The 26,878-nt window shown below is 72.2% G+C and carries 30 protein-coding genes; 17 read left to right on the forward strand and 13 right to left on the reverse strand.

The window, feature by feature from the left end:
* Positions 1-21 precede the first annotated feature (21 nt).
* Positions 22-1,947: a hypothetical protein gene (locus tag ACQEV1_RS10630; RefSeq protein ID WP_285620376.1), complete on the forward strand. Its 1,926-nt coding sequence runs from the start codon at positions 22-24 to the stop codon at positions 1,945-1,947.
* Positions 1,948-2,010: 63 nt separating this feature from the next.
* On the opposite strand, the gene serC is transcribed toward ACQEV1_RS10630, so the two are convergent.
* From serC to ACQEV1_RS10645, 3 genes are all read right to left on the reverse strand, one after another.
* Positions 2,011-3,129: a phosphoserine transaminase gene (gene serC / locus ACQEV1_RS10635; RefSeq protein ID WP_285620375.1), complete on the reverse strand. Its 1,119-nt coding sequence runs from the start codon at positions 3,127-3,129 to the stop codon at positions 2,011-2,013.
* Positions 3,130-3,162: 33 nt separating this feature from the next.
* On the reverse strand, positions 3,163-3,477 hold the full coding sequence (locus ACQEV1_RS10640) for a hypothetical protein (protein WP_285620374.1): 315 nt from the start codon (positions 3,475-3,477) through the stop codon (positions 3,163-3,165).
* Between the two features lie 76 nt (positions 3,478-3,553).
* The gene (locus ACQEV1_RS10645) at positions 3,554-4,660 is read right to left on the reverse strand and encodes a citrate synthase 2 (RefSeq protein WP_285568502.1); all 1,107 of its coding nucleotides are present in this window, start codon (positions 4,658-4,660) and stop codon (positions 3,554-3,556) included.
* Between the two features lie 176 nt (positions 4,661-4,836).
* Here ACQEV1_RS10645 and pdxH point away from each other — a divergent pair, with 176 nt between their 5' ends.
* Positions 4,837-5,490 (forward strand): pyridoxamine 5'-phosphate oxidase, encoded by a 654-nt coding sequence (pdxH, locus tag ACQEV1_RS10650; RefSeq protein WP_285620372.1) that lies wholly within the window; start codon positions 4,837-4,839, stop codon positions 5,488-5,490.
* An 89-nt stretch (positions 5,491-5,579) separates the two neighbouring features.
* Entirely contained in the window at positions 5,580-6,824 is a 1,245-nt protein-coding gene (locus ACQEV1_RS10655) for an MFS transporter (protein WP_285620370.1), read from the forward strand.
* A 15-nt stretch (positions 6,825-6,839) separates the two neighbouring features.
* On the opposite strand, the gene ACQEV1_RS10660 is transcribed toward ACQEV1_RS10655, so the two are convergent.
* Positions 6,840-7,487, reverse strand: a complete 648-nt coding sequence (locus tag ACQEV1_RS10660) for a UdgX family uracil-DNA binding protein (RefSeq protein ID WP_285620366.1) — start codon at positions 7,485-7,487, stop codon at positions 6,840-6,842.
* A 163-nt stretch (positions 7,488-7,650) separates the two neighbouring features.
* Between ACQEV1_RS10660 and ACQEV1_RS10665 the strand changes: the two genes are divergently transcribed.
* From ACQEV1_RS10665 to ACQEV1_RS10675, 3 genes are all read left to right on the forward strand, one after another.
* Positions 7,651-8,355, forward strand: a complete 705-nt coding sequence (locus ACQEV1_RS10665; RefSeq protein WP_285568509.1) for a metal-dependent transcriptional regulator — start codon at positions 7,651-7,653, stop codon at positions 8,353-8,355.
* A gap of 78 nt (positions 8,356-8,433) precedes the next feature.
* The gene (locus ACQEV1_RS10670) at positions 8,434-10,674 is read left to right on the forward strand and encodes a SpoIIE family protein phosphatase (protein ID WP_433393378.1); all 2,241 of its coding nucleotides are present in this window, start codon (positions 8,434-8,436) and stop codon (positions 10,672-10,674) included.
* Positions 10,675-10,720: 46 nt separating this feature from the next.
* Positions 10,721-11,758 (forward strand): zinc-dependent alcohol dehydrogenase family protein, encoded by a 1,038-nt coding sequence (locus ACQEV1_RS10675; RefSeq protein ID WP_433393380.1) that lies wholly within the window; start codon positions 10,721-10,723, stop codon positions 11,756-11,758.
* Here ACQEV1_RS10675 and ACQEV1_RS10680 read toward each other — a convergent pair.
* Together ACQEV1_RS10680 and ACQEV1_RS10685 are read right to left on the reverse strand one after the other, a co-directional pair.
* Positions 11,682-12,326 (reverse strand): class I SAM-dependent methyltransferase, encoded by a 645-nt coding sequence (locus ACQEV1_RS10680; protein ID WP_285620362.1) that lies wholly within the window; start codon positions 12,324-12,326, stop codon positions 11,682-11,684. The two genes, ACQEV1_RS10675 and ACQEV1_RS10680, sit on opposite strands and share 77 nt — an antisense overlap.
* Before the next feature lie 78 nt (positions 12,327-12,404).
* Positions 12,405-12,572 (reverse strand): hypothetical protein, encoded by a 168-nt coding sequence (locus tag ACQEV1_RS10685; RefSeq protein ID WP_285620359.1) that lies wholly within the window; start codon positions 12,570-12,572, stop codon positions 12,405-12,407.
* A gap of 149 nt (positions 12,573-12,721) precedes the next feature.
* Between ACQEV1_RS10685 and ACQEV1_RS10690 the strand changes: the two genes are divergently transcribed.
* The gene (locus ACQEV1_RS10690; RefSeq protein WP_285620357.1) at positions 12,722-13,270 is read left to right on the forward strand and encodes a DUF4142 domain-containing protein; all 549 of its coding nucleotides are present in this window, start codon (positions 12,722-12,724) and stop codon (positions 13,268-13,270) included.
* Positions 13,271-13,351: 81 nt separating this feature from the next.
* Complete coding sequence (locus ACQEV1_RS10695) at positions 13,352-13,735, forward strand: DUF1707 SHOCT-like domain-containing protein (protein WP_285620355.1); 384 nt, start codon at positions 13,352-13,354, stop codon at positions 13,733-13,735.
* Positions 13,736-13,754: 19 nt separating this feature from the next.
* Here ACQEV1_RS10695 and ACQEV1_RS10700 read toward each other — a convergent pair whose 3' ends face one another.
* On the reverse strand, positions 13,755-15,134 hold the full coding sequence (locus tag ACQEV1_RS10700) for an MFS transporter (RefSeq protein WP_285620353.1): 1,380 nt from the start codon (positions 15,132-15,134) through the stop codon (positions 13,755-13,757).
* A 70-nt stretch (positions 15,135-15,204) separates the two neighbouring features.
* On the opposite strand from ACQEV1_RS10700, the gene ACQEV1_RS10705 reads away from it, so the two are divergent.
* The gene (locus ACQEV1_RS10705) at positions 15,205-16,020 is read left to right on the forward strand and encodes a helix-turn-helix transcriptional regulator (RefSeq protein ID WP_433393383.1); all 816 of its coding nucleotides are present in this window, start codon (positions 15,205-15,207) and stop codon (positions 16,018-16,020) included.
* Here the strand turns inward: ACQEV1_RS10705 and soxR are convergent.
* The gene (gene soxR, locus ACQEV1_RS10710; RefSeq protein ID WP_433393385.1) at positions 15,995-16,465 is read right to left on the reverse strand and encodes a redox-sensitive transcriptional activator SoxR; all 471 of its coding nucleotides are present in this window, start codon (positions 16,463-16,465) and stop codon (positions 15,995-15,997) included. The genes ACQEV1_RS10705 and soxR overlap by 26 nt on opposite strands.
* Positions 16,466-16,620: 155 nt before the next feature.
* Here soxR and ACQEV1_RS10715 point away from each other — a divergent pair, with 155 nt between their 5' ends.
* The 3 genes from ACQEV1_RS10715 (at position 16,621) to ACQEV1_RS10725 (ending at position 18,769) form a co-directional block, all read left to right on the forward strand.
* Positions 16,621-17,766 (forward strand): acetyl-CoA C-acetyltransferase, encoded by a 1,146-nt coding sequence (locus ACQEV1_RS10715; protein WP_285568524.1) that lies wholly within the window; start codon positions 16,621-16,623, stop codon positions 17,764-17,766.
* A 191-nt stretch (positions 17,767-17,957) separates the two neighbouring features.
* Positions 17,958-18,374, forward strand: coding sequence for an Hsp20/alpha crystallin family protein (locus ACQEV1_RS10720; protein ID WP_433393387.1), 417 nt, complete (start codon positions 17,958-17,960; stop codon positions 18,372-18,374).
* A 65-nt stretch (positions 18,375-18,439) separates the two neighbouring features.
* Entirely contained in the window at positions 18,440-18,769 is a 330-nt protein-coding gene (locus tag ACQEV1_RS10725; RefSeq protein WP_285620346.1) for a MerR family transcriptional regulator, read from the forward strand.
* Here ACQEV1_RS10725 and ACQEV1_RS10730 read toward each other — a convergent pair.
* Together ACQEV1_RS10730 and ACQEV1_RS10735 are read right to left on the reverse strand one after the other, a co-directional pair.
* The gene (locus ACQEV1_RS10730) at positions 18,739-19,521 is read right to left on the reverse strand and encodes an ABC transporter permease (protein WP_433393389.1); all 783 of its coding nucleotides are present in this window, start codon (positions 19,519-19,521) and stop codon (positions 18,739-18,741) included. The two genes, ACQEV1_RS10725 and ACQEV1_RS10730, sit on opposite strands and share 31 nt — an antisense overlap.
* Positions 19,518-20,405: an ABC transporter ATP-binding protein gene (locus tag ACQEV1_RS10735; protein WP_285620344.1), complete on the reverse strand. Its 888-nt coding sequence runs from the start codon at positions 20,403-20,405 to the stop codon at positions 19,518-19,520. Before ACQEV1_RS10735 ends, ACQEV1_RS10730 begins: the two co-directional genes overlap by 4 nt.
* Positions 20,406-20,505: 100 nt before the next feature.
* Between ACQEV1_RS10735 and ACQEV1_RS10740 the strand changes: the two genes are divergently transcribed.
* The 3 genes from ACQEV1_RS10740 (at position 20,506) to ACQEV1_RS10750 (ending at position 22,771) form a co-directional block, all read left to right on the forward strand.
* Positions 20,506-21,687 (forward strand): sensor histidine kinase, encoded by a 1,182-nt coding sequence (locus ACQEV1_RS10740; RefSeq protein WP_433393392.1) that lies wholly within the window; start codon positions 20,506-20,508, stop codon positions 21,685-21,687.
* A 1-nt stretch (position 21,688) separates the two neighbouring features.
* On the forward strand, positions 21,689-22,333 hold the full coding sequence (locus tag ACQEV1_RS10745; protein ID WP_285620340.1) for a response regulator: 645 nt from the start codon (positions 21,689-21,691) through the stop codon (positions 22,331-22,333).
* 81 nt (positions 22,334-22,414) lie between these two features.
* The gene (locus tag ACQEV1_RS10750; protein ID WP_285568536.1) at positions 22,415-22,771 is read left to right on the forward strand and encodes a MerR family transcriptional regulator; all 357 of its coding nucleotides are present in this window, start codon (positions 22,415-22,417) and stop codon (positions 22,769-22,771) included.
* 26 nt (positions 22,772-22,797) lie between these two features.
* Here ACQEV1_RS10750 and ACQEV1_RS10755 read toward each other — a convergent pair whose 3' ends face one another.
* Positions 22,798-23,079: a muconolactone Delta-isomerase gene (locus tag ACQEV1_RS10755; protein ID WP_285568538.1), complete on the reverse strand. Its 282-nt coding sequence runs from the start codon at positions 23,077-23,079 to the stop codon at positions 22,798-22,800.
* A 78-nt stretch (positions 23,080-23,157) separates the two neighbouring features.
* Here ACQEV1_RS10755 and ACQEV1_RS10760 point away from each other — a divergent pair, with 78 nt between their 5' ends.
* A complete protein-coding gene (locus ACQEV1_RS10760) occupies positions 23,158-23,469 on the forward strand; it encodes an ArsR/SmtB family transcription factor (protein WP_285620338.1) in 312 nt (103 codons plus the stop codon).
* Positions 23,470-23,482: 13 nt separating this feature from the next.
* On the opposite strand, the gene ACQEV1_RS10765 is transcribed toward ACQEV1_RS10760, so the two are convergent.
* On the reverse strand, positions 23,483-24,034 hold the full coding sequence (locus tag ACQEV1_RS10765; RefSeq protein WP_433393396.1) for a CGNR zinc finger domain-containing protein: 552 nt from the start codon (positions 24,032-24,034) through the stop codon (positions 23,483-23,485).
* 51 nt (positions 24,035-24,085) lie between these two features.
* Between ACQEV1_RS10765 and ACQEV1_RS10770 the strand changes: the two genes are divergently transcribed.
* Positions 24,086-24,913, forward strand: coding sequence for an alpha/beta fold hydrolase (locus ACQEV1_RS10770; protein ID WP_433393398.1), 828 nt, complete (start codon positions 24,086-24,088; stop codon positions 24,911-24,913).
* 54 nt (positions 24,914-24,967) lie between these two features.
* Here the strand turns inward: ACQEV1_RS10770 and ACQEV1_RS10775 are convergent, their stop codons facing one another.
* Positions 24,968-26,854: an acyl-CoA dehydrogenase family protein gene (locus tag ACQEV1_RS10775; RefSeq protein WP_433393400.1), complete on the reverse strand. Its 1,887-nt coding sequence runs from the start codon at positions 26,852-26,854 to the stop codon at positions 24,968-24,970.
* Between the last annotated feature and the right edge of the window lie 24 nt (positions 26,855-26,878).

Raw genomic sequence — 26,878 nt, forward strand, 5'->3', positions numbered from 1 at the left:
GACATGTCACGATCTGTTCTCGTGAACCTCGAGTTGATCGGCCTTCGTGCTCCGGCGCGTCGGCTGCGTCCGGTGGCGGCCGGGCCCTTCGCCCTCCTCTCGCTGGTCGTCGCACTGCTGCCGATCCGGCCGCCGGGGCTGTGGCTGGCCGCCGTGATCGCCTGTTACGCGCTGCCCTGGCTCCTGGGCCTGTGGGAGCGGCGGCCGGGCCGCTGGCGGCTGTCCGCGCGCGGGCTTGAGCACCTCGCCGCCGACGGCACGGTGGTGGAGGCGTACGAGCTGAGCCGCGTCGAGGAGTTCGCGGTGACCGCGGACGACGGGGTTCTCACGATCTTCCACCGGTTCGGCGCCACCGTGGCGGGCCCGCTCGCCGAGATGGGCTTCGACCTGCTGAGCTTCTACATCACCGCGCGGCGTCTTGGCATCACCACCCACGTGATCGACGGCGACCGGTCGCTCTTCGAGGACGACGGCCTGCCGCAGGAGGACGAGGCGCCACGCGCCCTCGGCCGCCGGGCCGAGCAGCGGCTGCGCGACCAGGAGGCCGCCCTGCTCGCCGTCGCGCACGAGCCGCGCACCGCCTCCCGTACCGACACCGGACGCCTCGCCACGGCCACGACCGGCCGGCGGCGCACGACCGCCCTCGGCGTCCTCGTCACGCTGCTCTCGCTGACGATGGTGACCCGGATCGCCCTGGAGAGCGGCGTGGCGTTCGGCGGCCGGCTGATGGGCGGGCTGTGGGCGCTGGTCGGCGGCGTGGCGATGATGACCGCCCGCCGCCGGAGGCTGCGGAGCGCACCGCTGAGCTGGACCATCATGCCGTCCGAGCTGCGCATCCGGCACGCGACGGTGGGGGAGTGGCGGGTACGGGGCGGCGCGGTGGCCGCCGCGGTCGTCGGCCCCGGCACGGCCATCGACCCGGTCTCGGGACGGCCCGCCGCCGACCAGACCGTCGTGACGCTGTTCGGCCATCGGCTGGAGGTGCTCGCCCGGCTGCCCGCGCACGGCCTGGACGCCTTCCAGCTCACCCACGCGCTGGACGAGCGCGGCTACCACGTCGTCACGCCCGACCAGGCCGTCCCGCGGCCGTCGGAGTACGGCCTGGCCGGGCTGCCGGAGATCTTCTCCCGCGTCCCCGGCGGACGCCTGGTCGTCGACGACGACGGCATCGGCTGGGCCGACGGCGCCGGCGACGTCATCCTGCGCATGCCGCGCGACCGCATCGGCGGCATGGAGCTGCTCACCGTCGACGGGCACGCCTGGCTGCGGATGTACGACGACGAGGGCGACGAGTTCCTCGCGGCCCCGCTGTCGATGCTGCGGATCTCCCGCACCGACCTGCGCGACGCCGCGCGGCGCGTGCAACTCCCGATCACCGACGCCGAGTACGACGCGTACGTCAACGCCGCCTTCTACGGCTCGATGACCCATCTGGAGACGGCCGAACCGGCGAAGGAGAAGCCGAAGAAGACCCTGCCCGAGGCCCGGCTCGACGTGCCGACCCGCACCCGCGCGCTCGCGTACGCGGTGACGGCGACGCTGTGCGAGCTGGTCGCGGTGCTCGGCTCCCTGTGGCTGCGCGCGGACCTGGGCGGGTTCTGGCCGGCGCTGGCGTGGTCGGCGCCGTCGGGACTGGTCCTGGGCCTCGCGGGCGCGTGGCTGTACGACCGCAACCGCCCGCAGCTGCGCGTCTCGGCCCTGGGGATCTCCTCGGTGACACGCCTGGGCCGTACGGAGTGGAGCGTCACCCGGCAGGCGCTGGGCGGCGTGGGCATCGACGAGGCCGAGGCGCCGCGGCTGGTCGTGTGGAGCCCCGCGGGCCGGGTGCTGCGCCGCGTGTCCTTCCCGCCGGACCTGACCGAGCTCCGCCGCGCCTGCGAGCGCCACGGCCTCCCGTGGGGCCCGCCCGACGCCGGCCACGGCGCCGCCCCGCCACCGGAGCTGTAGAAACCCCCGAACACCGGCCGCCGCCGGGCCCGGATCGGGCGCCGGCGGCCGGCCGAACGGAGCTCAGAGGCGCTCGACCACGTGGTCGACGCAGGCGGTGAGGGCCTCGATGTCGGCCGGGTCGATGGCCGGGTACATCGCGATGCGCAGCTGGTTGCGGCCCAGCTTGCGGTACGGCTCGGTGTCGACGATGCCGTTGGCGCGCAGCACCTTGGCGACCTCGGCGGCGTCCACGCCCTCGAAGTCGATCGTGCCCACGACCTGCGAGCGCTGGGCCGGGTCGGTCACGAACGGCGTGGTGTAGGAGGTCTTCTCCGCCCAGGTGTAGAGCCGCTGGGCGGAGTCGGCGCAGCGGCCGGTCGACCAGGACAGGCCGCCCTGGGCGAGGAACCAGTCGATCTGCTGGGCCATGAGCATGAGCGTCGCCACGGCCGGCGTGTTGTAGGTCTGGTCCTTGCGCGAGTTGTCCACCACGACCTTCAGGTCGTAGAAGTCCGGGACGTAGCGGCCGGACGCGGCGATCTCCTCGATGCGGGCCAGTGCCGCCGGTGAGGCCAGGGCCAGCCACAGGCCGCCGTCGGAGGCGAAGCCCTTCTGCGGCGCGAAGTAGTAGACGTCGGTCTGGGCGACGTCGACGGGCAGGCCGGCGGCGCCGCTGGTGGCGTCCACGAGGACGAGGCCGCGCTCGGCGTCGGTGCCGGCGGGCCGCTCGATCGGCATCGCAACACCGGTGGAGGTCTCGTTGTGCGTGAGGGCGTAGACGTCGACGCCGTCCTCGGCGGCCGGCAGCGCGTGCGTGCCCGGCGCGGACTCGATCACCGACGGATCCGACAGCCACGGCGCCTTCTCGACGACCTTGGCGAACTTGGAGGAGAACTCGCCGAACACCACGTGCTGGGACCGCTCGCGTACGAGACCGAACGCCGCGGCGTCCCAGAAGGCGGTCGTGCCGCCGTTGGACAGCAGCACCTCGTAGCCGTCCGGCAGCGCGAACAGCTCCGCCAGGCCCTCACGGACCCTGGCGACGATCGACTTGACGGGCTTCTGCCGATGAGAGGTGCCGAGGTACGTCGCGCCGGAGGCGGCGAGCGCGGCGAGCTGTTCCTGACGGACCTTCGACGGGCCTGAGCCGAATCGGCCGTCCGCGGGCTTGAGGCTGTCTGGGATCACGATGTCGCTCACCCGATGAAGCCTAATCAAGCGATCCGGCCGAACTCAGCCCGGTCCGCGATGTGAGACCCGGTCGCGACGTCTTCGCCGCACCGCTCGTACCACCAGCCACACCAGCGCCAGCAGGCAGATCAACGACACACACGCCGGGTAACGCCAGGGCCGGCCGTCCTGCCGGGCGGTGATCGCGGCGCGGCCGGAGTCGTAGGACAGCAGGGCGAGCGCGGCGGCCATCACCCAGGCGACGACCGCACGGGAGGCATGGTCACGGCGCGTGCGGCGTTCCTCGCGCTCGCGCTCCTCCCGCAGCAGCGCGACGTCGCGCTCGTCGGGGTCCTCATCGCGTGGGCCGGTGTACATGGTTCCCCATGGGGGCCGAGGGACGGGTACGGCCCGCGGTGCCGGGGCAGCCGCGGGCCGTGCGTGTCGTGCCTGCTCAGACCTTGGTGGTGAGCTCGGCGGAGCCGTCGACGTCGGACACCGAGCGAGCCGCCGGGCCGACGTAGCGGGCGCTGGGCCGTACGAGACGGCCGGTGCGCTTCTGCTCCAGGATGTGCGCGGCCCAGCCCGCCGTGCGGGCGCACGTGAACATGGCCGGCATCATGTGCGGCGGCACCTCGGCGAAGTCGAGGATGACCGCGGCCCAGAACTCCACGTTCGTCTCGATCGGCCGGTCCGGACGGCGCTCGCGCAGCTCCGCCAGCGCGGCGTCCTCCAGCGCCTTGGCCGCGTCGAAGCGGGCCGCGCCCAGCTCCTTGGCGGTGCGACGCAGCACGCGGGCACGCGGGTCCTCGGCGCGGTAGACGCGGTGTCCGAAGCCCATGAGCCGCTCGTGGTTGTCGAGGATGTCGGTCACGACCTTGCGGGCGTCACCGAGCTGCTCGACCTTCTCGATCATCGGCAGGACACGGGCGGGCGCGCCGCCGTGCAGCGGACCGGACATGGCGCCGATCGCACCCGACATCGACGCCGCGACGTCGGCCCCGGTGGAGGCGATGACGCGGGCGGTGAAGGTGGAGGCGTTCATGCCGTGCTCGGCGGCCGACACCCAGTAGGCGTCGATCGCCTTGACGTGCTTGGGATCCGGCTCACCGCGCCAGCGGACCATGAACCGCTCGGTGATGGTGCGGGCCTCGTTGATCCGCTCCTGGGGGACCATCGGCAGACCGAGGCCGCGGGCGCTCTGCGCCACGAACGACAGCGCGGTCACCGACGCGCGAGCCAGGTCCTCGCGGGCCTGCTCGTCGCTGATGTCCAGCAGCGGACGCATGCCGTAGGACGGCGCGATGAGGGGCAGCGCGCTCTGGACGTCGACCCGTACGTCACCGGAGTGGACCGGGAGCACGTACGGCTCGGCGGGCGCCAGTCCGGGGTCGAAGCTGTTGTCCACCAGCAGACCCCATGCGTCACCGAAGGAGACGTGGCCAACGAGATCTTCGATGTCGACGCCCCGGTATCGGAGAGCACCGCCCTCCTTGTCCGGTTCGGCGATCTCAGTCTCGAAGGCGACGACGCCCTCGAGGCCGGGTTTGAAGTCGGACATGTTCTGTCCTGCCTTTCGTCCCCTGTGGTGTACAGACCCGACTGATAATTGAACCTCTTCTTGCACGCTGCTCAGTACCCGGGGGGGTGTGATATGCGCAATTTTTTCGTTTCCAGCAACTCTATGCGGGAACCCTGCCGTGTCATCCCCGGGGCGGCGCGAGAGGATGTCCTGTCGTGGAGCCAACCGACCCCGCCGACCTCCGGAAGTCCTACAGGGACGCCCGGCTGGACGAGCGCGACCTCGCCGCCGACCCGCTGAGCCAGTTCGACGTCTGGTTCGCCGACGCCGTCGCGGCCGAGTTGCCCGAGCCCAACGCCATGATCCTCTCCACGGCCACCGCCGACGGTACGCCCAGCGCCCGCACGGTGTTGCTCAAGGGGTACGGCCCAGAAGATTTTCGTTTCTTCACGAACCATGGATCCCGTAAGGCGCGGACCATCGCCGAGAACCCCCGGGTGTCCCTGGTCTTCCCCTGGCACGCGGTACACCGGCAGGTGATCGTCGAGGGCACCGCCGAACGGCTGTCCCGCGAGGCGTCCGCGGCCTACTTCCACACCCGGCCGCACGGCTCCCAGCTCGGAGCGTGGGCGAGCGAGCACCAGTCCGCGGTGGTCACCCGCGAGGAGCTGGAGAGCCGGTACGCCGAGCTGGCCCGCCGCTGGCCGGGCGAGGTGCCGCTGCCGGACTTCTGGGGCGGCTACCGCGTCGTACCGGTGAGCGTGGAGTTCTGGCAGGGGCGGCCGAACCGCATGCACGACCGCCTGCGATACCGTCGTCCCGATGTGCATGAACCGGACAAATGGGCGGTAGAGAGACTGAGTCCTTGAGCGCTGACCCCCAGTCATCCTCCGCTACGGCGTCACCCGAGGCATCCGCAGAGACACCTCCCTCGTGGTCGCGGCGCACCCGGAGCCTCGTGCGGCGGGCCGCCATCGACACCCGCCCGCTCAGCGAGCCGCCGTTCCGCCGGCTGTGGATCGGGCAGGCGGTGTCCTTCACCGGCTTCCAGCTCACCTCCGTGGCGATCTCGGTGCAGGTCTACGACCTGACCAAGTCCTCGCTGTGGGTGGGGCTGCTCGGGCCGGCCAACCTCGTGCCGCTCATCGTCTTCGGGCTGTGGGGCGGGGCGGTCGCGGACATGATGGACCGCCGCAGGCTGCTGATCATGGCCTCGCTGGTGACGTGGGCGGCCACCCTCGGCCTGCTCGTGCAGTCCTTCCTGCACGTCGACAGCGTCGCACTGATCATCGGTCTGGTCGTCGTCCAGGCGGTCGGCTTCGCGGTCAGCTCGCCCACGCGCGGTGCCGTGATCCCGCGCCTGCTCCCGGTGAGCCTCGTGCCCGCCGCCAACACGCTGAACTTCACCGCCTCGCAGGTGGCCACGTTCATCGGCCCGGTCCTGGCGGGCGTGGTGATCGGGCACGGCGGGTACGCGGTCGCGTACGGGATCGACGCGGTGCTGTTCACCGTCGGGCTGTACGCCGCGGTGCGGCTGCCCGCGCTGCCGCCGATCGGTGGCGAGATCCGGCGGCCCGGGTTCCGCTCGGTCGTCGAGGGGCTGCGGTTCCTGATCACCCGGCCGGTGCTGATGATGTCGTTCGTCGTGGACATCATCGCGATGGGCGTCGCGATGCCCCGTGCCCTGTTCCCCGAGGTCGCGGAGACGCGCTTCGGCGGTGAGGAGGCGGTCGGCTGGCTCGTCGCGGCGATCGCCATCGGCGCCGTGATCGGCGGTCTGGTGTCCGGGTGGATCGGCCGGATCCAGCGGCAGGGCATCGCCCTCATCGCGGTCATCGTGGTGTGGGGCCTGGCCGTGGCGGCCTCGGGCCTGGCGGGCTCGCTGTGGCTCGCGGTGCTGCTGCTGGCGGTCGGCGGCGCCGCCGACCTGGTCTCGGCGGTGTTCCGGCAGACGATCCTGCAGACGTACGCCCCCGACGAGATGCGCGGGCGGTTGCAGGGGGTGTTCACCGTCGTCGTGGCGGGCGGGCCTCGCCTGGGCGACCTGCGCGCCGGCGTCACCGCCTCGATCGCCGGCGCGACGGCGTCGTGGACCGGGGGAGGACTGGTGTGCGCGGGCCTGGTGGTCGTCGCGGGGCTCGCGGTGCCGTCGTTCCGCCGCTACACCGCCACCCTGCGCGGCCCGGCGGACGAGCGGCCGTAAGAGTCCGCGCGAGGGTCAGCCCAGCACCTCGGCGGCGACCTTCAGGTCCGAGACCAGCCCGGCGTACGCGGAGTCGCGGTCGTCGGCCCGCAGCACCGCCGACGGGTGCACGGTCGCGACGTAGCAGGCGTTCTGCCGGGAGGTCTCGTCGTCGATGGGCGGCCGGGGGATGAGCCGGCCGCGCTGGCGGGTGACGCGGAACGACGGGCCGAGCAGGGCCTTGGCCGCGGTCGCGCCGAGCAGCACGATGACGTCGGGGTCGATGATGTGCAGCTCCGCGGCGAGCCACGGGCGGCAGGCCGTCATCTGGGCCGCGTCCGGCGTCTGGTGGATGCGCCGCTTGCCCGGCCCCTCCTGCTTGAACCGGAAGTGCTTGACGGCGTTCGTGACGTACGCGTCGGAGCGGTCGATCCCGGCGTCGGCCAGCGCCTTGTCCAGCAGTTTCCCGGCCGGGCCGACGAACGGGGCGCCCTGGCGGTCCTCCTGGTCGCCGGGCTGCTCGCCGATGAGCACGACCCGTGCCGACGCCGAGCCGGAGCTGAAGACGGTCTGCGTGGCGTTCTCGTACAGGTCACAGCCCTCGCAACCCTGCGCGGCGCGGCGCAGGCCGTCGAGCCCGGCCCCCGGCGGGACCCAGCGTCCCGCCCCCTCGAAACGTGGCATGACGGCTCCAACCTATCGTCAAGAAGGCTCTTCCCGGTCGCGGGAAGACCACATCGGCGGTTCACGTTCGGGTATATGAACAGATAAGGATCGCTCTTGCCGTCGCCTGCTCCCCGCAGAGTCGCGATCGGCCGTAGCATCAGGAGCGAACTGGAGGAAAACCTTGACCGCACACGGCTTGATCGACACGACGGAGATGTATCTCCGGACGATCTTCGAGCTCGAAGAGGAAGGCATCGTGCCGCTTCGAGCCCGAATCGCCGAGCGGTTGTCGCAGAGCGGCCCGACGGTGAGCCAGACGGTGGCGCGCATGGAGCGCGACGGGCTGGTGAGAGTAGAGGGTGATCGGCATCTCGACCTGACCGAAACCGGCCGCTCCCTCGCGGTCCGGGTGATGCGCAAGCACCGGCTCGCCGAATGCCTTCTCGTCAACGTCATCGGTCTCCCGTGGGAAGAGGTCCATGTCGAGGCCTGCCGCTGGGAACACGTCATGTCCGAGTCGGTCGAGCGGCGGCTGGTCGACCTGCTCGGAGACCCTTCGACGTGCCCGCACGGCAACCCGATTCCCGGCCTGAACGAACTCGGCGCCGACGTGCCCGAGGCGCCGCCGGGTGAACCGCTCGCGGTCATGACCGACGTCGCGACGGCCACCGGCACCCCCGTCGTGGTCCGGCGCATCAGCGAGCAGGTGCAAAGCGACACCGCACTGATGCTTAGACTCAAGCAGGTTGGGATACAACCGGGACGTGAGGTGACGCTTGCCGCAGGCGACGACGGTGTCAGGGTGACGCGCGACGATGAATCCGACAGCCCCTCGACCGAGCTCCCCAGCCGTATCGCCTCCCACGTCTTCGTCTCAAAGCGCTGAGTTGCCCATTCCACGTGTCCCGGGCCGTCGTCCGTCGTTCAATAGGGAAGGGGACGGCAATGGCGAGGTGGCGGGCGTATGAAGCGCTGGGGTGAACCACCCGTGGACCCGCTGCTGCCGCCCGAGACGGTGCTCGGCCAGGCGGACATGGCGGTCATCGTCTGTGATCGTTACAGCAACGTCATCTACTGCAACGCCTTCACCGAGAAGCTGCTGGGCTTCGGCGGCTCGGAGTACATCGGGCGGTCGATCCTGTCGCTCGGCATCGCCGAGGAGGACCACGACCAGGCCAGGGATCTGGCCCGTCACGTCCTGAAGGGCGCGGTCTGGGAGGGCACGTTCTGCAACCTGCGCGCGGACGGCAGCACCGTCTACACGCGCGCGTACGCCGTGCCGCTGCGTCATCCCTCCGGCGCCGTCGAAGGCATCGTGATCTTCGCGCGCGAGGCCCTGCGCAGCAACCAGCGCGACCAGGACCGCTACGGCCTGCTCGAGCGCATCGGTGAGCGCCTGGCCGCGTCGTTGGAGCTCCAGCAGACCCTGCGCCGGGTCGCCGACACCCTCGTGCCGCAGTTCGCCGACCACTGCTTCATCGACCTGTACGGCGGCGAGAAGCTCATCCGCCGTGTCTCACGGCACGGCGGCGAGTGGAATCCGCCGCCGGGCACGTGGGCCGAGGTCGGCGAGACGGTCGCCTACCCGCCCGGCCACTTCTGCGCCAAGGCCCTCGCCCGTCGCGACGCGGTCGTCGTCGAGGACGTCGTGGCCGAGCGCATGACGGCGCCCAGCGCCGCGAGCAAGCAGCTCGGCGACGACCTGGGTATCACGTCGGTGATCGCGGCGCCGCTGCTGGCTCGCGGCGAGGTGCTCGGCGTGATGAGTCTGGCCCTGTCGAGCATCAGCCGGCGGCCCGACCCGCACTACGACGGCTTCGACCGCGACCTGGTCGGCGCGATCGCCAGCCGGGTCGCGCTCGCCATCGACAACGCCATGCTGTTCGAGGAGGAGCGCGAGACGGCTCTGGCGTTCCAGAAGAACCTGCTGCCCGGCGACCGCCCGCCGCACCTCGACGGGCTGGAGATCGCCTGGCGCTACGAGCCGGCCCGCCCGCTGGAGTCGCACGGCCAGGGCATCCAGACCCAGGTCGGGGGCGACTGGTACGACGTCATCCCGCTGTCCGCGGGCCGGGTCGGCCTGGTCATCGGCGACGTGGAGGGCCGTGGTGCCCGCGCCGCCGCCGTGATGGGGCAGCTCCGCGCCGCGCTGCGCGCCTTCGCCCAGGACGACAAGCCGCCCGCCGACATCCTGATGAAGCTGGACGAATGGGTCCGCACGATGGTCGGGCCCGGCGGTTACGGCGACACGGCCGACACGGCCGAGCGGCGCCACCCGCTCGTGTCGTGCACCTACTTCGTCTACGACGCCTGGTCGCGCATCCTGTCCTTCGCCAACGCCGGGCACGAGCCGCCGCTGCTGCTGATCGACGGCGAGGTCATCGACATGGAGGCGGTCGGCAAGGGTGCCATGCTCGGCGTGCGCGAGCCCGGCCTCGGCGGCGAGATCCTGTACGAGGAGGAGACGCGCGAGCTGCCCCCCGGCACCACGCTCGTGCTCTACACCGACGGACTGATCGAGCGCCGGCCGAAGGACGACGGCGAGCACTACACCCGCGAGCAGGCGCGCGAGATGCTGCGCGAGTCCGTGCGCCGGGCCGACCGCAAGGACGTCGAGGCGATCGCCAACGCGGCGTTCGAGGCGGTGCCCGGCGACATCGACGACGACGTCGCGATCGTGGTCGTGCGCACCAACCCGGTACGCCTCCAGGTCGAACAGCGCACCTTCCAGGCCGAGCCCATCATGGTCTCCGAGGCCCGGCGCATGGCCGCCGAGACGTTCGCCAACTGGGGGATGCTGGACGAACAGGCCGAGCTCGCCTGCCTGCTGGTCTCCGAGGTCGTCACCAACGTCGTCCTGCACGCCGCCAACACACCGGCCCCGCGCCGGGAACTGGTCCTCGAGGGCGCGCTCGGCCTCGACGGCCCGGCGGGCTTCGACGATCCGTGGGACGACAAGCTCCCCGAGCTCGGCCGGCCCGAGCCGCCGACCAAGGATTTCACGCTCCGGCTGCGCCGCGGCGAGCGCTCGGTGTGGGTCGAGGTCCTCGACAAGGACATGCGCCTGCCGCGCATCCGCAGCGCGGGCGAGACCGACGAGGGCGGCCGCGGCCTGTACCTCGTCGACCAGCTCGCCGCCCGCTGGGGATCACGGCCCACCAACGACGGCAAGGCGGTCTGGTTCGAGATCCCGCTGAAGTCCTGACCGCCGGGTTCCGGGCCGGCCGGGGCGCGGGTCGTACGCTGAAGACGTGCTGGCGTGGGAGGTCACCCGGCCCGGCCCGATCGAGACCGGGCCGATCGAGGCGGTGACGCGTGAGATCCCCGAACCGGGGCCGGAGGAGGTCCTGGTACGGGTGCGCGCCTGCGGCGTGTGCCGTACGGACCTGCACGTGGCCGAGGGCGACCTGCCGCCGCACCTGCCGCAGGTCACGCCCGGACACGAGATCGTCGGCGAGGTGGTCCGGCAGGGTCACCGGTTCGCGCCGGGTGAGCGGGTCGGCGTCGCGTGGCTGCGTCACACGTGCGGCATGTGCGCCTACTGCCGCCGCGGCGCCGAGAACCTCTGTCCCTCGTCGCTCTACACCGGCTGGGACGCCGACGGCGGATACGCCGAGTACGCCGTCGCGCCCGAGGCCTACGTCTACGCCCTGCCCGGCGACCGGCCGGACGTCGAGGTCGCGCCCCTGCTGTGCGCCGGGATCATCGGCTACCGGGCGCTGCGGCGCTCCGCGCTCCCACCGGGCGGGCGGCTCGGCATCTGGGGGTTCGGCGGTTCGGCGCACCTCGCCGCGCAGATCGCGCTGGCCGAGGGCACCCGCGTGCACGTGTTCACCCGGGCGAAGGCGGCGCGTGAGCTGGCGCTGCGGCTCGGCGCGGACTCGGCGCAGGACTCCTTCGACCCCGCCCCGGAGCCGCTCGACTCGGCGATCATCTTCGCGCCGGCCGGGGAGCTGGTGCCGGCCGCCCTGCGGCGTCTCGACCGCGGCGGCACGCTCGCCATCGCCGGCATCCACCTCACCGACGTGCCGATCCTGGAGTACCAGGACGACCTGTTCCAGGAGCGGCAGCTGCGCAGCGTGACCTCCAACACCCGCGCGGACGGCGAGGAGTTCCTCCGGCTCGCCGACCGGCTGGGGCTGGAGGTGACCGTCACGCCGTACGCCCTCGACCAGGCCGACCAGGCGCTGGCGGACCTGGCCGGCGACCGCGTCAGCGGCGCGGCCGTGCTCGTCGCCGGCCTGGAGGCCGGTCAGGATCCACCGCGAAGTACGCCCACGACTGGGTGAACCACAGCTCGGTGCCGATCAGCCGCGGGCGCGCGCCGGTCCGCGGGCCGCCGTCGATCTCGGCGGTGAGCTCCCGGCGGATGCGGTCGGGGTCGCGTGCCCCGGCCAGCCAGGGTTCGATCGGCCGCTCGACGGTGAACACGTCCATCCGGCGGGTCTGCCCGCCGGCGCGTTCGACCAGGTCGAGCAGCTCGCGGAAGGTACGCATCTTCGTCCGGTCCGGGTCGCGCAGCCGCTCGATGTGGTCGCCGTCGCCGGCGCGCGTACGGACGAGGTCGGCGAGCACCAGCCGGCCGCGGCAGACCCGGAACAGGTCACGTACCAGCCTCACCTGGTCACCGCGGGCGTGCCCGAGCGGGGCGACGACCAGCGTGAAGCTGCCGGACGGCAGCGACCCCTCGGCGGCACTGGTGAGCTCGCCCACCCACGGCCGGATCGCCGAGGCCAGGCCGGAGACGCCGGAGACGTCGAGGCAGACGTCATCGGGACGGGGTTCGGCGAAGTCCACGAGACGACGCAGGTGACAGGCCGTGTTCGTGCTGTGCGCCTGTGACCTGGAGTGGAGCACGGATCGTCGCCTCCCATGGGCGGTACCGGGACTGGGCATCGGATATGACGCGCCCGGCGCGCCGGGAGTTCGAGCGAATCAGGAACGGAAGGACTGACCCCAGAGCATCAGCACGAGCACGACGAACGCGAACATGAACCCGAACGTGCTGTTGCGTGACATGCCCAAGCCGATGCGACGCATGATCCTGGTCACGATGAACGCTCCCAGGATCGCCAGCAGTGCCAGTGTGACGAGACCACTCAACGGCTCTCTCCTCTGGTGCGCTGAGCCCGTACCAGCGTAGCCGTTCACCGCGGTCTGAGTGGATCTCGGTGATTGCCGGTCGCCGAGAACGGGCACCGGCGGGGGAGGGGACACCGGCGGGAGGCCGCCGGTGAGAGGGGGGAGGCTCCGTGGCACGTCCCGTGCACTCGACGATGGCCATGGCGCTCGTGCTGGGCGTGCTGGGCGCGTGCGGCACGAGCCGTACCGGACGCGAGGCGGCCGTCACGGTCCCGGCGGACGCCCCGGCGTCGGACGCCGACCGCGCCTGGCTGACGGCCACTCACCAGGACGACCTCGCGGACGTCCAGTACGGCGGGCTCGCCCAGCGCAAGGGCGTCACCGCCGCCGTACGGCACGCCGGCCGCGTGCTCGCCGCCGAGCACGCGGCGCTGGACGCGAAACTGCTTCACGTGGCGAACGCACTGGGCGCCGGCCTGCCCCGGAGCCGGCGCGCCGGACAGTTCGCGGTCGCCCAGCGGCTGGAGAAGGAGACGGGCAGCCGGTTCGACCGCGACTTCGTGAACGTGGTGATCGACGCCCACGTGAAGGCCCTGGCCCGCACGGAGGAGGAGGTGCGCGGCGGCTCGTCGCCCGCGGTGATCGCCCTCGCCCGTACCGCCCTGCCGGCGCTGCGCGAACACCTCACGATGCTGCGCGGGGCCAACCCGGTCGGCTGAGCCGCTCCACCCCACGGTGGAGGACTTTTCCCACCGAGCGGTCGATGACGCCGCCGCGCGCCGCGGGGTTGGATGGAGGGCATGAACGACGCGCTTCGGGCCGCCGACCGCGACCGTGACGAGGTCCTGGACCTCCTGCGCGAGCACTACGCGCAGGGGCGGCTCACCATGGAGGAGTTCGACGAGCGGAGCACGGCGGCGACCTCGGCCCGGACCCTCGGCGACCTGCGTGCGCTGACCGCCGACCTGCCGGTGGCGGCCGCGCCAGGCGAGGCGGCCTGGTCGGCGGCGCGGATGCGATGGATCGGGCTGGCGGGCGTGGCCGCGCTCGCGACCGTGGTCCTGGCGGGCGTGGCGGTGGCCGGTCACTTCAAGTTCGCCTTCCCGGTCTGGCTGATCGTGCTCGTCGCGGTCAGACGCGCGCACGGCGGACGGCGGATCCCGCGGACGCGCCGAGTCAGGTGACGAGCGAGCCGGCCCGTGTTCAGGCCCTGCCGGTCGACTCCGCGCGGGGGAGGGCCAGGAGCAGGACGAGGCCGACCAGCACGAGGGTGAGCCCGAAGCCGCACCCGGCGGCGAACGCGTGTGCCCAGCCGTGCGGCACGGCGCGGAAGTAGACGACGCCGACGAGCGCCACCCCGACCGAGCCGCCGACCTGCTGCGCCGTGGACAGCACACCGGACGCGGTGCCGACGTGCTCCTCCCGTACGCCCTTGAGCGCGACGTTGAGCAGTGGCGTCTGCACCAGGCCCATGCCGGCGCCCAGCACGACCGTCGCCGCCATGATCGAGACCGTGGTGTACGTCTCGGCGAGCAGCACGCCGAACCCGGCCGCCGCGACCAGCGCCCCGGCGACCAGCAGCCTGCGGCCGAACACCGGGGCGAGGCGGCCGGCCGCGAGCGAGCCGAGCAGGAACGCCACCGCGAACGGCACGAAGGCCAGCGCGGCCCGGATCGCGGACAGGCGCAGCCCGTCCTGCAGCTCAAGGGCCATGACGAAGTTGAACGCGTTGACCATCACGTACCAGGCGAGCACGGTCACGGCGCCGAGCGTGAACGCCCGGTCGCGGAACAGCCGCAGGTCCACCAGTGGCGCGGGCACCCGGCGCTCGATGAGCGCGAACGCCGCGAGGGCGACCGGCGCGGCGGCCAGGCACACCCAGGTCCAGCCCGGCCAGCCGAGCCGGCGTCCCTCGATCAGCGGCAGGACGAGCAGGACCAGCGCGACGCTGAGCAGTGCCGTGCCGGGTCCGTCGACCCGCCCGGCCCCGGCGGCGCGCGACTCGGGCATGAGTCGCCGGGCCGCGACGAGGATCACCAGTCCGACCGGCACGTTGACCAGGAACACCGACCGCCACGGCAGGGCCTGCAGGAGCACGCCGCCGAGGACCTGGCCGACCACGGACGACAGGCCCAGCACCGCGCCCATCACCGCGAACGGCCGGTCCCGTCGCTCGGGCGCGAACAGCACCTGTACCAGGGAGAAGGCCTGCGGCAGGGCGAGCGCGGAGCCGACGCCCTGGACGAGGCGTGCCGCGATGAGCGGTCCCGCGGAGGGCGCCAGGCCGCTGGCGACGGAGGCGAGGGTGAACACCGCGATCCCGGTGAGGAAGACCCGCCGCCGGCCGTACCGGTCGCCGAGCCGGCCGCCGGTCACCAGCGCCACCGCGTACGTCAGCTGGAACCCGGCGAGGATCCACTGGCCCACCGCGGGCGACGCGTCCAGGGCCCGCTGGATCGCCGGGACCGCCACGAGCACCTTGAACAGGTCGCTGATGGTCAGGAAGACGCCCGCGTACGCCGCGATCAGCGCGGGCCAGGGACGTACGGGGGCGGATGCGGGGGCTTGTGCGAGAACGGCCATGGCCCCACGATGGGGCAGAGGTTAAACGGGTACCAGATGGGCTTTATCCGGGTATAAGGAGTACCGGTCTATGTCGAGCCGCACCGAGCTCGCCACCTTCCTCAGGTTTCGCCGGGAGCGGTTGACGCCCGAGGACGTCGGGCTGCCCCGGGTCGGGCGCCGCCGCACGCCGGGGCTGCGCCGCGAGGAGGTCGCCACGCTCTCCGGGGTCAGCACCACCTGGTACACCTGGCTCGAACAGGCACGGGACGTCACGCCGAGCCGCCAGGTACTCGACGCCCTCGCCTGCGCCCTCCAGCTCTCCCCGGCCGAGCGCGACTACATCCGCACGCTCGCGGGACAGGTGCCCGCGCCGGCGAACGAGCGGGCCGACGTGCACCCGGCCATGCGGGCGTTCGTGGACTCGCTCGACCCGCACCCGGCCTACATCGCCAACGAGACCTGGGACGTCATCGCCTACAACCGGGCGCAGGCGGCGCTGATCGCGGACTACGACGAGCGGCCGGCCGGCGAGCGGAACGTCATCTGGCTGATGTTCAACGAGCCGTCGATGCGGGAGCGGATCGTCGACTGGGCGGCCGACGCCCGCTCCATGGTGGCCAAGTTCCGCGCCTGCACCGCCGAACAGGGCGCCAACCCGCGCATGCACGCGCTCACCGAGGCCCTGTTGGCGGGCAGCGCGGAGTTCCGCGACCTGTGGGCCGGTCACGACGTACGCGGGCACGAGCCGGCGCGCAAACGCATCCGGCATCCGGACGTCGGTCTGCTCGAACTCGACTACGTGAAGCTGGAGTGCGTCGGGCGGCCCGGCCAGGTCCTCACCGCGCACCTGCCGGCGAACGAGGAGTCGGCGGAGGCACTCAGGAGGCTGGCGGCTCGTCGGTGAGCAGGCGGCGGGGCCCGGGTCCCTCGGCGCCGAGCCGGTCGTACGGGTTGGACAGCCGGCAGTGGCGCAGGGACAGGCATCCGCAGCCGATGCAGCCGGTCAGGTCGTCACGGAGCCGCTGGAGCTGGGCGATCCGCGCGTCGAGCTCGCCCCGCCAGGCGGCGGACAGCCGGGCCCAGTCACGGGGCGTGGGCGTGCGGCCCTCCGGCAGTTCGGCGAGCGCCTCCCGGATGTCGCTCAGCGGGATGCCCACGCGCTGCGACACCCGGATGAACGCCACCCGCCGGAGCACGTCGCGCGGGTACCGGCGCTGGTTGCCCGCCGTACGACGGCTGTGGATCAGGCCCTTTCTCTCGTAGAAGTGCAGGGCGGAGACGGCCACGCCGCTGCGGCCGGCCACCTGGCCGACGGTGAGCTCGTGCGCGTCCGGCGGTGGGTTGTCCATGGCGCACAGCCTAAAGCTCACCATTGGTCGAGGTTTGCGCTGGGCGGGAGAGCAGAGTCACATGGACGAGAGGACGGGGCGAGGTAACCTCGTACTGACCGAATAAGGTTCGGTTGGTTGGGACGGAACCCGCAACGAGAGTTTTGGGAGGCGACGTGGCCGAGGCGTACATCGTCGGAGCGGTCCGTACCCCGGTCGGCACGAAAAAGGGTGCGCTGGCGGCGGTGCACCCGGCCGACCTGGGTGCGCATGTGCTGAAGGAACTCGTCGAGCGCACGGGCGTGGATCCCGAGGCGGTCGATGACGTGATCATGGGCTGTGTCATGCAGGTCGGCCCGCAGTCCCTCGACATCGCCCGTACGGCCTGGCTGTCGGCCGGCCTGCCCGAGCGCGTGCCGGGTGTGACCATCGACCGGCAGTGCGGCTCGTCGCAGCAGGCGGTGCACTTCGCCGCCCAGGCGGTGCTGTCCGGCACCCAGGACCTCGTCGTGGCCTCCGGCGTGGAGAACATGGGCATGGTCCCGATGGGCTCCAGCGTCGCCATGGCGCTGGAGAAGGGCATGCCCTTCCCGTACGGCGACGGCTGGAACCAGCGGTACGGCGACCAGGAGATCTCCCAGTTCCGCGGCGCGCAGCTCATGTGCGAGAAGTGGGGCTACAAGCGCGGCGACCTCGAACAGTTCGCGCTCGAGAGCCACCGCCGCGCGGTCCACGCGATCGAGAACGGGCACTTTGACCGCGAGATCGCCCCGATCGCGGGCGTGACCAAGGACGAGGGCGCCCGGGCGGACACCTCGCTGGAGAAGATGGGCGGCCTGAAGCCGCTGCGCGACGGCTGGGAGCTCACCGCCGCGGTGGCCTCACAGATCTCCGTCGGCGCCGGTGCGCTGCTCATCGCCTCGGAGGAGGCGGTCAGGCAGCACGGTCTGACGCCGCGGGCGCGCATCCGCACCCTCGTCGTCGAGGGTTCGGACCCGGTCTACATGCTGACCGGCCCGATCCCGGCGACCGAGAAGGCGCTGAAGCGCGGCGGGCTGTCGATCGACGACATCGACGTGTTCGAGGTCAACGAGGCGTTCGCCCCGGTGCCGCTGGCGTGGGCCAAGGAGACCGGCGCGTCACTGGAGAAGACCAACCCGAACGGCGGCGCGATCGCGCTCGGCCACCCGCTGGGCGCGACCGGGTCGATCCTGATGACCAAGCTCGTGCACGAGCTGGAGCGCACGGGCGGCCGGTACGGCCTCCAGACGATGTGCGAGGGCGGCGGCCAGGCCAACGCCACCATCATCGAGCGCGTGTAGGTGTTCGCGGCCCGTCGGGGCCGCGGTCCGCGAAGGGCGGGGTGCCACGTGAGGCACCCCGCCCTTCGGCGTTTCCGGGGAAGTTCTGTGTCACCTCTAAGAGAGGTTGTTTGCCGCTCAGGTTCGTGGAAATATACAACTTGAGTTTGAGGTTAGCTCATAACGAGAGTTCAAACCTGGAGGTGGCTTCCATGCTGTTGACGTCGATCGACCCGTTCATGCAGGAGTTCGAGCGCCAGTTCGACCGGATGGCCCGCCGGCAGCCCGCCGTCATGCCGATGGACGGCGTCCGCCGCAAGGACGAGGTGGTCCTGCGCTTCGACCTCCCGGGCATCGACCCCGGCTCCATCGAGGTGACCGTGGACCGCGGCGTTCTCACGGTCAGCGCGCGCCGCGAGGAGGAGATCGCCGAGGACGAGCAGCTCTTCGTACGGGAGCGCACGATGGGCACCTACACCCGGCGCGTCTACCTGTCGGAGCACCTCGACTCGTCCGCCATCGACGCCGCGTACGACGACGGCGTGCTGGCGGTCCGCATCCCGGTGCTGGAGCAGGCCAAGCCGCGCAAGGTGGAGATCCAGACCCGCGGGCGCAAGGCGCTCAAGTAAGACGGGTCCGGGATCCGGGCGGGCGTCTCCGGGGAGACGCCCGCCCGGTGCATGATGGGGGCATCATGTCTTCACTGCCGATCGACGACAGCCAGGCCGCGCTCTACACCGTCGGCCAGGTGGCGGCGATGCTCAGCGTGCAGCAGGCGTTCCTGCGCCGGCTCGACGAGCACGAGGTCGTGAGTCCCCGCCGGTCGCCCGGCGGGCAGCGGCGCTACTCCCGCCATGAGATCACGCTCGTCCAGTACGTCGTGCGGCTCACCGACGAGGGGATGACCCTGGCTGCCATCCGCCGCATCCTCGAGCTCGAGGGCGAGCTGCGCGCGGCCCATCGGCGCATCGCCGAGCTGGAGGCCGAGCTCGGTCAGGCGTCGCGGCGGCGCAGCACCAGATAGCCGCCCACCACGGCGGCCGCCGCCCACAGCACGAGCACGCCCAACCCGGTCCACGGGCCGAAGGCGCGGTGGTCGATGGCGTCCGGCCTGGCCGGGACCGCACGCATCATCACCATTCCGACCTGGTCGGGAAGGTACTGCGCGACCGTACGGATCCCCGGAGCGTTGCCGAGTCCCTGGGAGTCGAGGAAGAGCAGCGGGATCATGATCCCGAGTGGGAGCGCGGTGCCCCGTGCGATCGCCGCCACGCCCATCGCGAACAGGCACATCAGCGTCAGGTGCGCGCAGGCGAGCAGCGTCGCGCGCAACGCCCCCGCCGAGCCGAGCGTCACGCCGTGCGGTCCCAGGGCCGCCTGCGCGGTGAAGAAGGTGGCGAATCCGGTGACCAGAGAGAACACCGACGCCGTGAGCGCCCCGGTGAGCATCTTGGCGCCATAGAACACGCCGCGTCGCGGCACCGCGGTCAGCGAGGCCCGGATCATCCCGCTCGTGTACTCCGACCCGACGAACAGCACGCCGAAGGCCACGAAGGCGATCTCGCCGATCAGCAGGCCGTAGAAACCGACGAGGACGGGGTCGAAGTTCGCCCGCGCCCCGGCGTCCATCCGGTCGAAGCCGCCGCGCATGCTCAGGCCCAGCAGAACGGCGAGACCGACGCAGAGCACGAAGGTGAGGACGAGGGTCCAGCCCGTTGAACGGCCGGTACGGATCTTCACCCATTCGGCCCGCAGGGCCGCACGTCCCGCGCTCATCGGGCCTCTCCGGTCAGCCGCATGAAGGCCTCCTCCAGCGACGACTCCCGCGCGGCCACCTCGTGCACGACCAGCCCGTGGGCGGCGGCCAGCTCGCCGATCCGCGCCGGCTCGGCGCCCTCCGCCTCGAGCGCGCCGTCCGGCGCGGCGACGGCCGCGATGCCGGCGCCGGCGAGCGCGTCGCGCATGCGTTCCGGCTCGGGCGTCCTGATCCGCACGTACGCACGGCTGTTCGCGGCCACGAACGCGGCGGCCGTCGTGTCGGCGAGCAGCCGCCCCCCGGCGATCACGACGAGGTGGTCCGCGGTGAGCGCCATCTCGCTCATCAGGTGGCTGGAGACGAACACCGTGCGGCCCTCGGCGGCCAGGTCCCGCATCAGGTTACGCATCCAGAGGATGCCCTGGGGGTCCAGGCCGTTGAGCGGCTCGTCGAGCAGCAGCACGGCCGGGTCGCCGAGCAGCGCGGCGGCGAGGCCGAGCCGCCGGCCCATGCCGAGGGAGAAGCCCTTCACCCGCCGGCGCGCGACGTTCTCCAGGCCGGTCATCCTCAGGACCTCCGCGGTCCGCCGCTCGGGGATCCGGTTGCTGCGCGCGAGCCAGCGCAGGTGGTCGCGGGCCCGGCGGCCGCCGTGCGCGGCCGTGGTCTCCAGCAGCGCGCCGACCCGGCGCAGCGGCTCGGCCAGCCGGGCGAAGGGCTCACCGTCGATCAGCGCCCGCCCGCCGGTCGGCCGGTCCAGGCCGAGGATCATCCGCATGGTGGTGGACTTGCCGGCGCCGTTCGGCCCCAGGAAGCCGGTCACCCGTCCCGGGCGCACCGTGAACGACAGGTCCTCCACCGCGACGGTCTCGCCGTACCTCTTGCTCAGGTTCCGTACTTCGATCACCCGGTTCACGCTAGGAACGGGGCGACCGTGAGGCAGTCCTCCAAAGTCGACGATCGCGCCGACCAACGTCGGTGCGGACGCGCCACGTAGCCTGCTGCGCATGGGCCGACACCTCCTCGCCGCCGCCGTGGTCGCGGCGGACACGGCGCTGCTCGCCACCGGGTACGGGAACGTGCTCCACCTGTGGGGCGTCCTGGCCTGCGCGCTCGGGCTCGCGCTGGTCATCGCGCTGTCCCACCGGATGCCGGTCGCCGCCTTCACGATCGCGCTGGGGTTCGTGGTGTCGGCCGGCGGCGGGTACGTCCTGCTCCTGTGGACCGCCTACCAGGCCGGTCGCCGCGTCGTCTCCCGCGCCGGTACGGCGGCCGTCGTCGGCGCCGCCCTCGGCGGCCTGGCCGGCAGGCTCCTGGTCCGGCCGCCCGAGCCCCGGTCGATCCCGGCCTTCGTCTGCGCGTACGTCGTGTTCGTCGCGCTGCCGCTGCTCGTCGGCCGCTACCTCGCCCAGCACGAACGGCTGCTGTCGGCGCTCGACCGGAACAACCGCCGGCTCCGCCGGGAGCGCGAGCTGCTCGCCGAACGCGAACGCCTGCGCGAACGGCTGCGGATCGCCCGGGACATGCACGACTCGCTCGGCCACCGGCTCAGCCTCGTGACGATCCAGGCGTCGGCGCTGGAGGTGTCGGTGCCGCCGGCACAGCGGGAGGCGGTCCGGCGGCTGGGCGCGGCGGCGAGCGACGCCGTGGACGAGCTGCACGCGCTGCTGGGCACGCTCCGCGGAGAAGAGGGCCGGTCACAGGGAGCCGCAGCGATCGAGGAGGTCGTGGCGGAGTTCCGGTCGGCCGGGCTGCCCGTGACGTCCCGGCGGCTGGGGGAGCCGCGTGCCGTCGACGCGGAGGCGGGGCAGGCGGCGTACCGGGTCGTGCAGGAGGGGCTGACCAACGCGTCCCGGCACGCGCCGGGGCGGCCGGTCACGGTGAGCCTCGCGTGGGAGCCGGACGGCCTGCTGGTCACCGTCGTCAATCCGGTCGCGGGCCAGGTCGCCGACGGCGCCGGCCACGGGCTGACCGGGTTGGACGAGCGGGTGCGGGCGGCCGGAGGATTCCTGGACCACCGGACGGAGAACGGGGAGTTCCGGCTGGTGGCGATGCTGCCTCTGGCGGCGGAGACGGAGGGCGCCGAGACGCCCGTGCCGGGTGCGGCGCGTACGGCCCTGCTCGGCTTCGCCACCGCGGCGCTCATGTTCGTGGTCCTGCCGATGAGCATGCTGGTGGGGGTGGCGTGAGGTGATCCGGGTCCTGGTCGCCGACGACGAACCGCTGATCGTGGCGGGCATCCGCACCATCCTCGGGTCGGCGGACGACATCGAGGTCGTCGCCGAGGCGGCGGACGGCCGGGCGGCCGTGGAGGCGGCGGTCCGGCACCGGATCGACGTCGCGCTGGTCGACATCACCATGCCGGTGCTGGACGGCCTGAGCGCGATCGAGGAGCTCCGCCGGTGCGCGCCCGGCGTACGCTGCGTCGTCCTCACCTCCTTCGGCGCCGAGGCCAACGTCGTGCGCGCCCTGCGCAGCGAGACGGCCGGGTTCGTGCTGAAGAACTGCGGGCCCGACGAGCTGATCCGCGCCGTCCGCGCGGCCCACGACGGCGACGCGTACCTGTCCCCGGCCATCACCCGTACGGTGCTCGGCATGGTCACCCCCACGGACCGCCGCCGGGAGGCGACCGGACGGCTGGCCGCCCTGACCGCCCGCGAGTCGGACGTCGTACGCCTGGTGGGTGAGGGCCTGTCGAACGCCGAGATCGGCCGGCGGCTGCACATGAGCGAGACGACCATCAAGACGTACATGACCCGGATCCTGGCCAAGCTCGGCTGCGCGAACCGCGTCCAGGCGGCCCTCCTGGCCCGCGACGCGGCCCCGTGGCCGTGAGACGCCCGTCGGCCCTGCTGAGGTAAAGAGCTCACAACCGCAGGCGTGTGCCGGCGGCGCCGGGGCGCGGATCATGCTGCGATGTCTCGCGCCATGCTCACCGAAGACGAACACCGGCCGCGCTACTCAGTGGGGCAGGCCGCCGAGATCCTCCGTACCCGACCCCGATTCCTGCACCGTCTGGACACGTACGAGGTGGTCCGGCCCAGCCGTACGCCGGGCGGCCACCGCCGTTACTCCCACCACGAGCTGGGCCGCATCCGCCGCGTCATCCAGCTGGCCCAGGAGGGCATCACCCTCGCCGCCATCCGCCACATCGTGGCCCTGGAGAGACGCGTCCGCGAGCTGGAGGCCCAACGCGACGCCGCGTGGGAACGCCTGACCGAACGCGAGTCACGGCAGACCCGGATGCGCCGGTCGCGCGTCCCGCCGCTCTGACCGCGCCGCCCGCCGGGCGCCATGGTTCACGACACCGCGGTCATCGGGTGACGGGCCAGCGGGGTGACCTCGATGTCCGCGTAAGGCCAGACCGGCAGGCTGGTCAGCGCCGCCTCCAGCTCGTCGGCGTCGGCGGCCGACCAGATGCCGATGTTGCCGCGGCGGCCGGGAATGCGCCAGAAGTGGCGGATCGTCCCTGCGGCCATGAGCTCACGCCCGCGGACCCTCTCGCGTTCGATCAGCGCCGCGCTCTCGTCCGCGGGGAGTTCGTAGACGCGGGCGCCGTCGACACGGACCAGGAATTCCATGGGTTCCTCCTCAGCGGTTACACCAGCGATCGTATATCGATAATCGTCGAACTTCGATATAGGGGGTAGGCTGGGCGTATGGCGCGCCGGCTCTCCCATCCCGATCCGCGAGCGGTGTCGCTCGCCGAGGTGCTCTCGGCTCTGGGCGACCCGGTCCGATTGCGGATCATGGCGGTGCTGGCGGACCGCCGAGAGCATGTGCGTGGCGACTTCGAGGTCGACGTCGGCCCGTCGACCCTCAGCCACCACATGAAGACGCTCCGGGAAGCGGGGCTGACGTACCACCGCATGGACGGCACCCGCTGCTTCGTGTCCCTGCGCGAAGAGGCGCTGGAACGCTTCCCGTCGGTGCTGAACAGCGTGCTGGAAGCCTGCGCGACCCAGTCGTGACGCCGGGTGAGGCTCAGCGTCCGGCCGAGCGGGAGTAGTGACGGCGGGCCTTGGTGCGGTTGCCGCAGCGGCGCATCGAGCACCACTGGCGGTTGCGGGCCGGGGAGCGGTCCGCGAAGCGGATGCCGCAGTCGTGCGCCGCGCAGACGCGCAGTGACTCATCGCCGGTGAGCAGGTCGACGGCGTCCAGTGCGACGCGGGCCAGGGCGGCGGCCGCCGAGGGCTCCGGCGGGACCGCCACCAGCCGGGCGCCGTCACGTGCCAGGCGCGGGCCGCCCGGCGCCTCGGCCGCCATCGCGTTGATCACGGTCACCGCCTCGTCGGCCGCCGACGGGTCCGGATCCTCCGGCGGGAACGCCAGCGTGTCGATCGCCGTCCGCAGGCGGCGGGCGCTCTCCAGATCCTGCTCGCCGACGTGCGCGTCCGCGAGCAGGTCCGCCTCCGACAGCCAGACGGCGAGGTCGTCAGGGGTCGGCAGGGTCTCCCGTGGCGTCTTCGCGCGGTCGCGGACCGTGTTGAGCAGGTCGATGCTCAGCCGTCCGCCGTCCCACACCCAATCGCCCATAACCCCATCGTACGGTTAGACTCGGCTATAACCGTCTAAGGGAGTTAGAAGATGGCGATCGCCACCGTCAACGGCATCCGGATGTACTACCGGTCCAGCGGCTCCGGTCCGCTCCTCGTCCTGCTGCACGGCTGGCCGCAGACCGGGCACTGCTGGCGTCATCTCGTCGGCCCGCTCAGCCGCGCGTACACCGTCGTGGTCCCCGACCTGCGCGGGTACGGGCGCAGCGACATGCCGCGCGACGGTCACGACAAGCGCACCAAGGCCGAGGACCTGCACCAGCTCATCGGGCGGCTCGGCCACGAGAAGGCGACCGTCATCGGGCACGACCGTGGGGCGCGGGTGGCGCACCGCTGGGCGCTGGACCACCCCGGCGACATCGAACGGCTCGCGGTCATGGACATCATCCCGACGCGGGAGATGTGGCGGCGGATGGACGCGGACCTCGCCCGCGGCACCTGGCACTGGCTCTTCCATCTCCAGCCCGACCTGCCCGAGCTCCTCGCCGGCGCGAACCCCGGCGCCTACCTGCGCTTCCTCATCGACAACTGGTCGTACGCGCCGCTGCCGGAGGAGGACATCGCCGAGTACGTCCGGGCGTTCGAACGGCCGGGCGCGCTGCGCGCCGGGTTCGACGACTACCGCGCCGCGTTCCCCGTGGACGCCGCGCACGACGACGCCGACCACGGACGCAAACTGACGATGCCGCTGCTGGCCCTGTGGGGCGAGCACAGCTTCCTCCAGACGATCGACGCCGTGGAGGTCTGGCGCGACTACGCCGAGGACGTGACCGGCGCGATGATCGAGGACTGCGGGCACTTCCTCGCCGAGGAACGCCCCGAGGCGGTGCTGGAGCACCTCGGCGCGTTCCTCGCGTGAGAGATACCGGACGGGCCCGCTCTCGGCGGGGAGAGCGGGCCCGTTGAGCGGGGCTCAGGCGAGCGTGCGGTGCACGTTCTCGGCCTTGGACGGTCCCGGCTCGGCCGCGGCGATCCACGGGCCGGGGATGGACGGGTCCAGTACGCCCTCCTCCTGCCAGGCGTAGCGGCCGTCCATGACGCGTCGCGCGAAGGCGGCGTCGAGGCCGTCGGTGTTGTGCCAGAGCCGGTCGAACAGCTCGCCGATCCGCACCTGCGCCTGCGCGCAGAACATGTCGGCCAGTTCGTACGCCTCCGGCCGGTCGTCGGCCTTCGCGCGGACGCAGACGGCGCTCATCGCGAACAGCTCGGCGCCGATGTCGACCATGCGGCCGAGGAAGCCCTGCTTGCGCTCCAGCTTCCCCTGCCAGCGCCCGGCCGCGTAGAAGATCGCCCGGGCCAGCTTGCGCGAGGCGCGCTCGACGTAGCGCAGGTGCCTGGCCAGCGGGCCGAACTCGGCGTAGCTCGTCGGGAGCTGGCCCGCGCCGGTGACGAGCGTCGGCAGCCACTTGGCGTAGAAGCCGCCGGCCCGGCGAACGGCGGCGGCCTTCTTCGGCAGGTCCGCCTCGGGGTCGATGATGTCACCGGCCACCGACAGGTGCGCGTCCACGGCCTCGCGGGCGATCAGCAGCCGCATGATCTCCGAGGAGCCCTCGAAGATCCGGTTGATGCGCATGTCGCGGACGAGCTGCTCGACCGGCACGCCCTTCTCGCCGCGCGCGGCCAGCGACTCGGCCGTCTCGTAACCGCGGCCGCCGCGGATCTGCATGAGCTCGTCGGCGATGAGGAAGCCCATCTCCGAGGCGTACAGCTTGGCGAGCGCCGCCTCGATCCGGATGTCGCCGCGCTCCTCGTCGGCGAGCGAGCTGGACAGGTCGAGCATCGCCTCCAGGGCGTACGACGTGGCGGCGATGAAGGAGATCTTGGACGCGACCGCCTCGTGCTCGCCGACCGGGCGGCCCCACTGCACCCGTGCGCTCGACCACTCGCGCGCGATCATCGTGCTCCACTTGGCCGCGCCGGCGCACATGGCGGGCAGGGACAGGCGGCCGGTGTTCAGCGTGGTCAGGGCGATCTTCAGGCCCTGTCCCTCCTTGCCGATCAGGTTCGCGGCGGGCACCCGTACCTGGTGGAAGCGGGTGACGCCGTTCTCGATGCCGCGCAGGCCCATGAAGGCGTTGCGGTTCTCCACCGTGATGCCGTCCGCGCCGGCCTCGACGACGAAGGCGGTGATGCCGCCGCGGTGGCCGTCGCTCTTCGGCACGCGGGCCATCACGACGAGCAGGTCCGCGACCACGCCGTTGGTGGTCCACAGCTTGACGCCGTCCAGCACGTACTCGTCGCCGTCCGGGGTCGCCGTCGTCCGCAGCCGCGCCGGGTCCGAGCCGACGTCGGGCTCGGTCAGCAGGAAGGCGCTGATCTCGTTCACGCAGCGCGGCAGGTACGCGCGCTTCTGCTCCTCGCTGCCGAACAGCTTGACCGGCTGCGGCACGCCGATGGACTGGTGGGCCGACAGCATCGCGCCGACCGCGGGGTGGGCGGAGCCGAACAGCATCAGCGCCCGGTTGTAGTACAGCTGGCTGAGCCCGAGCCCGCCGTACTCCTCAGGGATCTTCATCCCGAAGGCGCCGAGCTGTTTGAGGCCCTTGACCACCTCGTCCGGGATGCGGGACTCGCGCTCGACGGTCCGTGCGTCGATCTTGGTCTCGCAGAACTCCCGGACGCGGGAGAGGAATTCCTCTCCCTTGCGCCGCATGTTCTCCGCGGGCTCGGGGTGCGGATGGACCAGGTCCAGCCGGAAGTCCCCGAGAAAGAGCTGCTTGCCGAAACTGGGCAGTTCCCACTCCGTCTGCCGGGCCTCCTCGGCCACGCGGCGGGCGGTGCGTTCGTCCACGTGTGTCACGAAGATCACCTCACAGGAAGTTAC

Origin of the sequence: Actinoallomurus sp. CA-142502, assembly GCF_050936355.1 — a bacterium.
Lineage (GTDB): Bacteria > Actinomycetota > Actinomycetes > Streptosporangiales > Streptosporangiaceae > Actinoallomurus > Actinoallomurus iriomotensis.

Excerpts from the sequence above, each read along its gene's own strand:
- ACQEV1_RS10640 (WP_285620374.1), bottom strand. The coding sequence starts at position 3,477 with ATGTACACCGGCCCACGCGATGAGGACCCCGACGAGCGCGACGTCGCG.
- ACQEV1_RS10645 (WP_285568502.1), bottom strand. The coding sequence starts at position 4,660 with ATGTCCGACTTCAAACCCGGCCTCGAGGGCGTCGTCGCCTTCGAGACT.
- ACQEV1_RS10660 (WP_285620366.1), bottom strand. The coding sequence starts at position 7,487 with ATGCCACGTTTCGAGGGGGCGGGACGCTGGGTCCCGCCGGGGGCCGGG.
- ACQEV1_RS10670 (WP_433393378.1), top strand. The coding sequence starts at position 8,434 with ATGAAGCGCTGGGGTGAACCACCCGTGGACCCGCTGCTGCCGCCCGAG.
- ACQEV1_RS10695 (WP_285620355.1), top strand. The coding sequence starts at position 13,352 with ATGAACGACGCGCTTCGGGCCGCCGACCGCGACCGTGACGAGGTCCTG.
- ACQEV1_RS10700 (WP_285620353.1), bottom strand. The coding sequence starts at position 15,134 with ATGGCCGTTCTCGCACAAGCCCCCGCATCCGCCCCCGTACGTCCCTGG.
- ACQEV1_RS10705 (WP_433393383.1), top strand. The coding sequence starts at position 15,205 with ATGTCGAGCCGCACCGAGCTCGCCACCTTCCTCAGGTTTCGCCGGGAG.
- soxR (WP_433393385.1), bottom strand. The coding sequence starts at position 16,465 with ATGGACAACCCACCGCCGGACGCGCACGAGCTCACCGTCGGCCAGGTG.
- ACQEV1_RS10720 (WP_433393387.1), top strand. The coding sequence starts at position 17,958 with ATGCTGTTGACGTCGATCGACCCGTTCATGCAGGAGTTCGAGCGCCAG.
- ACQEV1_RS10725 (WP_285620346.1), top strand. The coding sequence starts at position 18,440 with ATGTCTTCACTGCCGATCGACGACAGCCAGGCCGCGCTCTACACCGTC.
- ACQEV1_RS10730 (WP_433393389.1), bottom strand. The coding sequence starts at position 19,521 with ATGAGCGCGGGACGTGCGGCCCTGCGGGCCGAATGGGTGAAGATCCGT.
- ACQEV1_RS10740 (WP_433393392.1), top strand. The coding sequence starts at position 20,506 with ATGGGCCGACACCTCCTCGCCGCCGCCGTGGTCGCGGCGGACACGGCG.
- ACQEV1_RS10750 (WP_285568536.1), top strand. The coding sequence starts at position 22,415 with ATGTCTCGCGCCATGCTCACCGAAGACGAACACCGGCCGCGCTACTCA.
- ACQEV1_RS10755 (WP_285568538.1), bottom strand. The coding sequence starts at position 23,079 with ATGGAATTCCTGGTCCGTGTCGACGGCGCCCGCGTCTACGAACTCCCC.
- ACQEV1_RS10760 (WP_285620338.1), top strand. The coding sequence starts at position 23,158 with ATGGCGCGCCGGCTCTCCCATCCCGATCCGCGAGCGGTGTCGCTCGCC.
- ACQEV1_RS10765 (WP_433393396.1), bottom strand. The coding sequence starts at position 24,034 with ATGGGCGATTGGGTGTGGGACGGCGGACGGCTGAGCATCGACCTGCTC.
- ACQEV1_RS10770 (WP_433393398.1), top strand. The coding sequence starts at position 24,086 with ATGGCGATCGCCACCGTCAACGGCATCCGGATGTACTACCGGTCCAGC.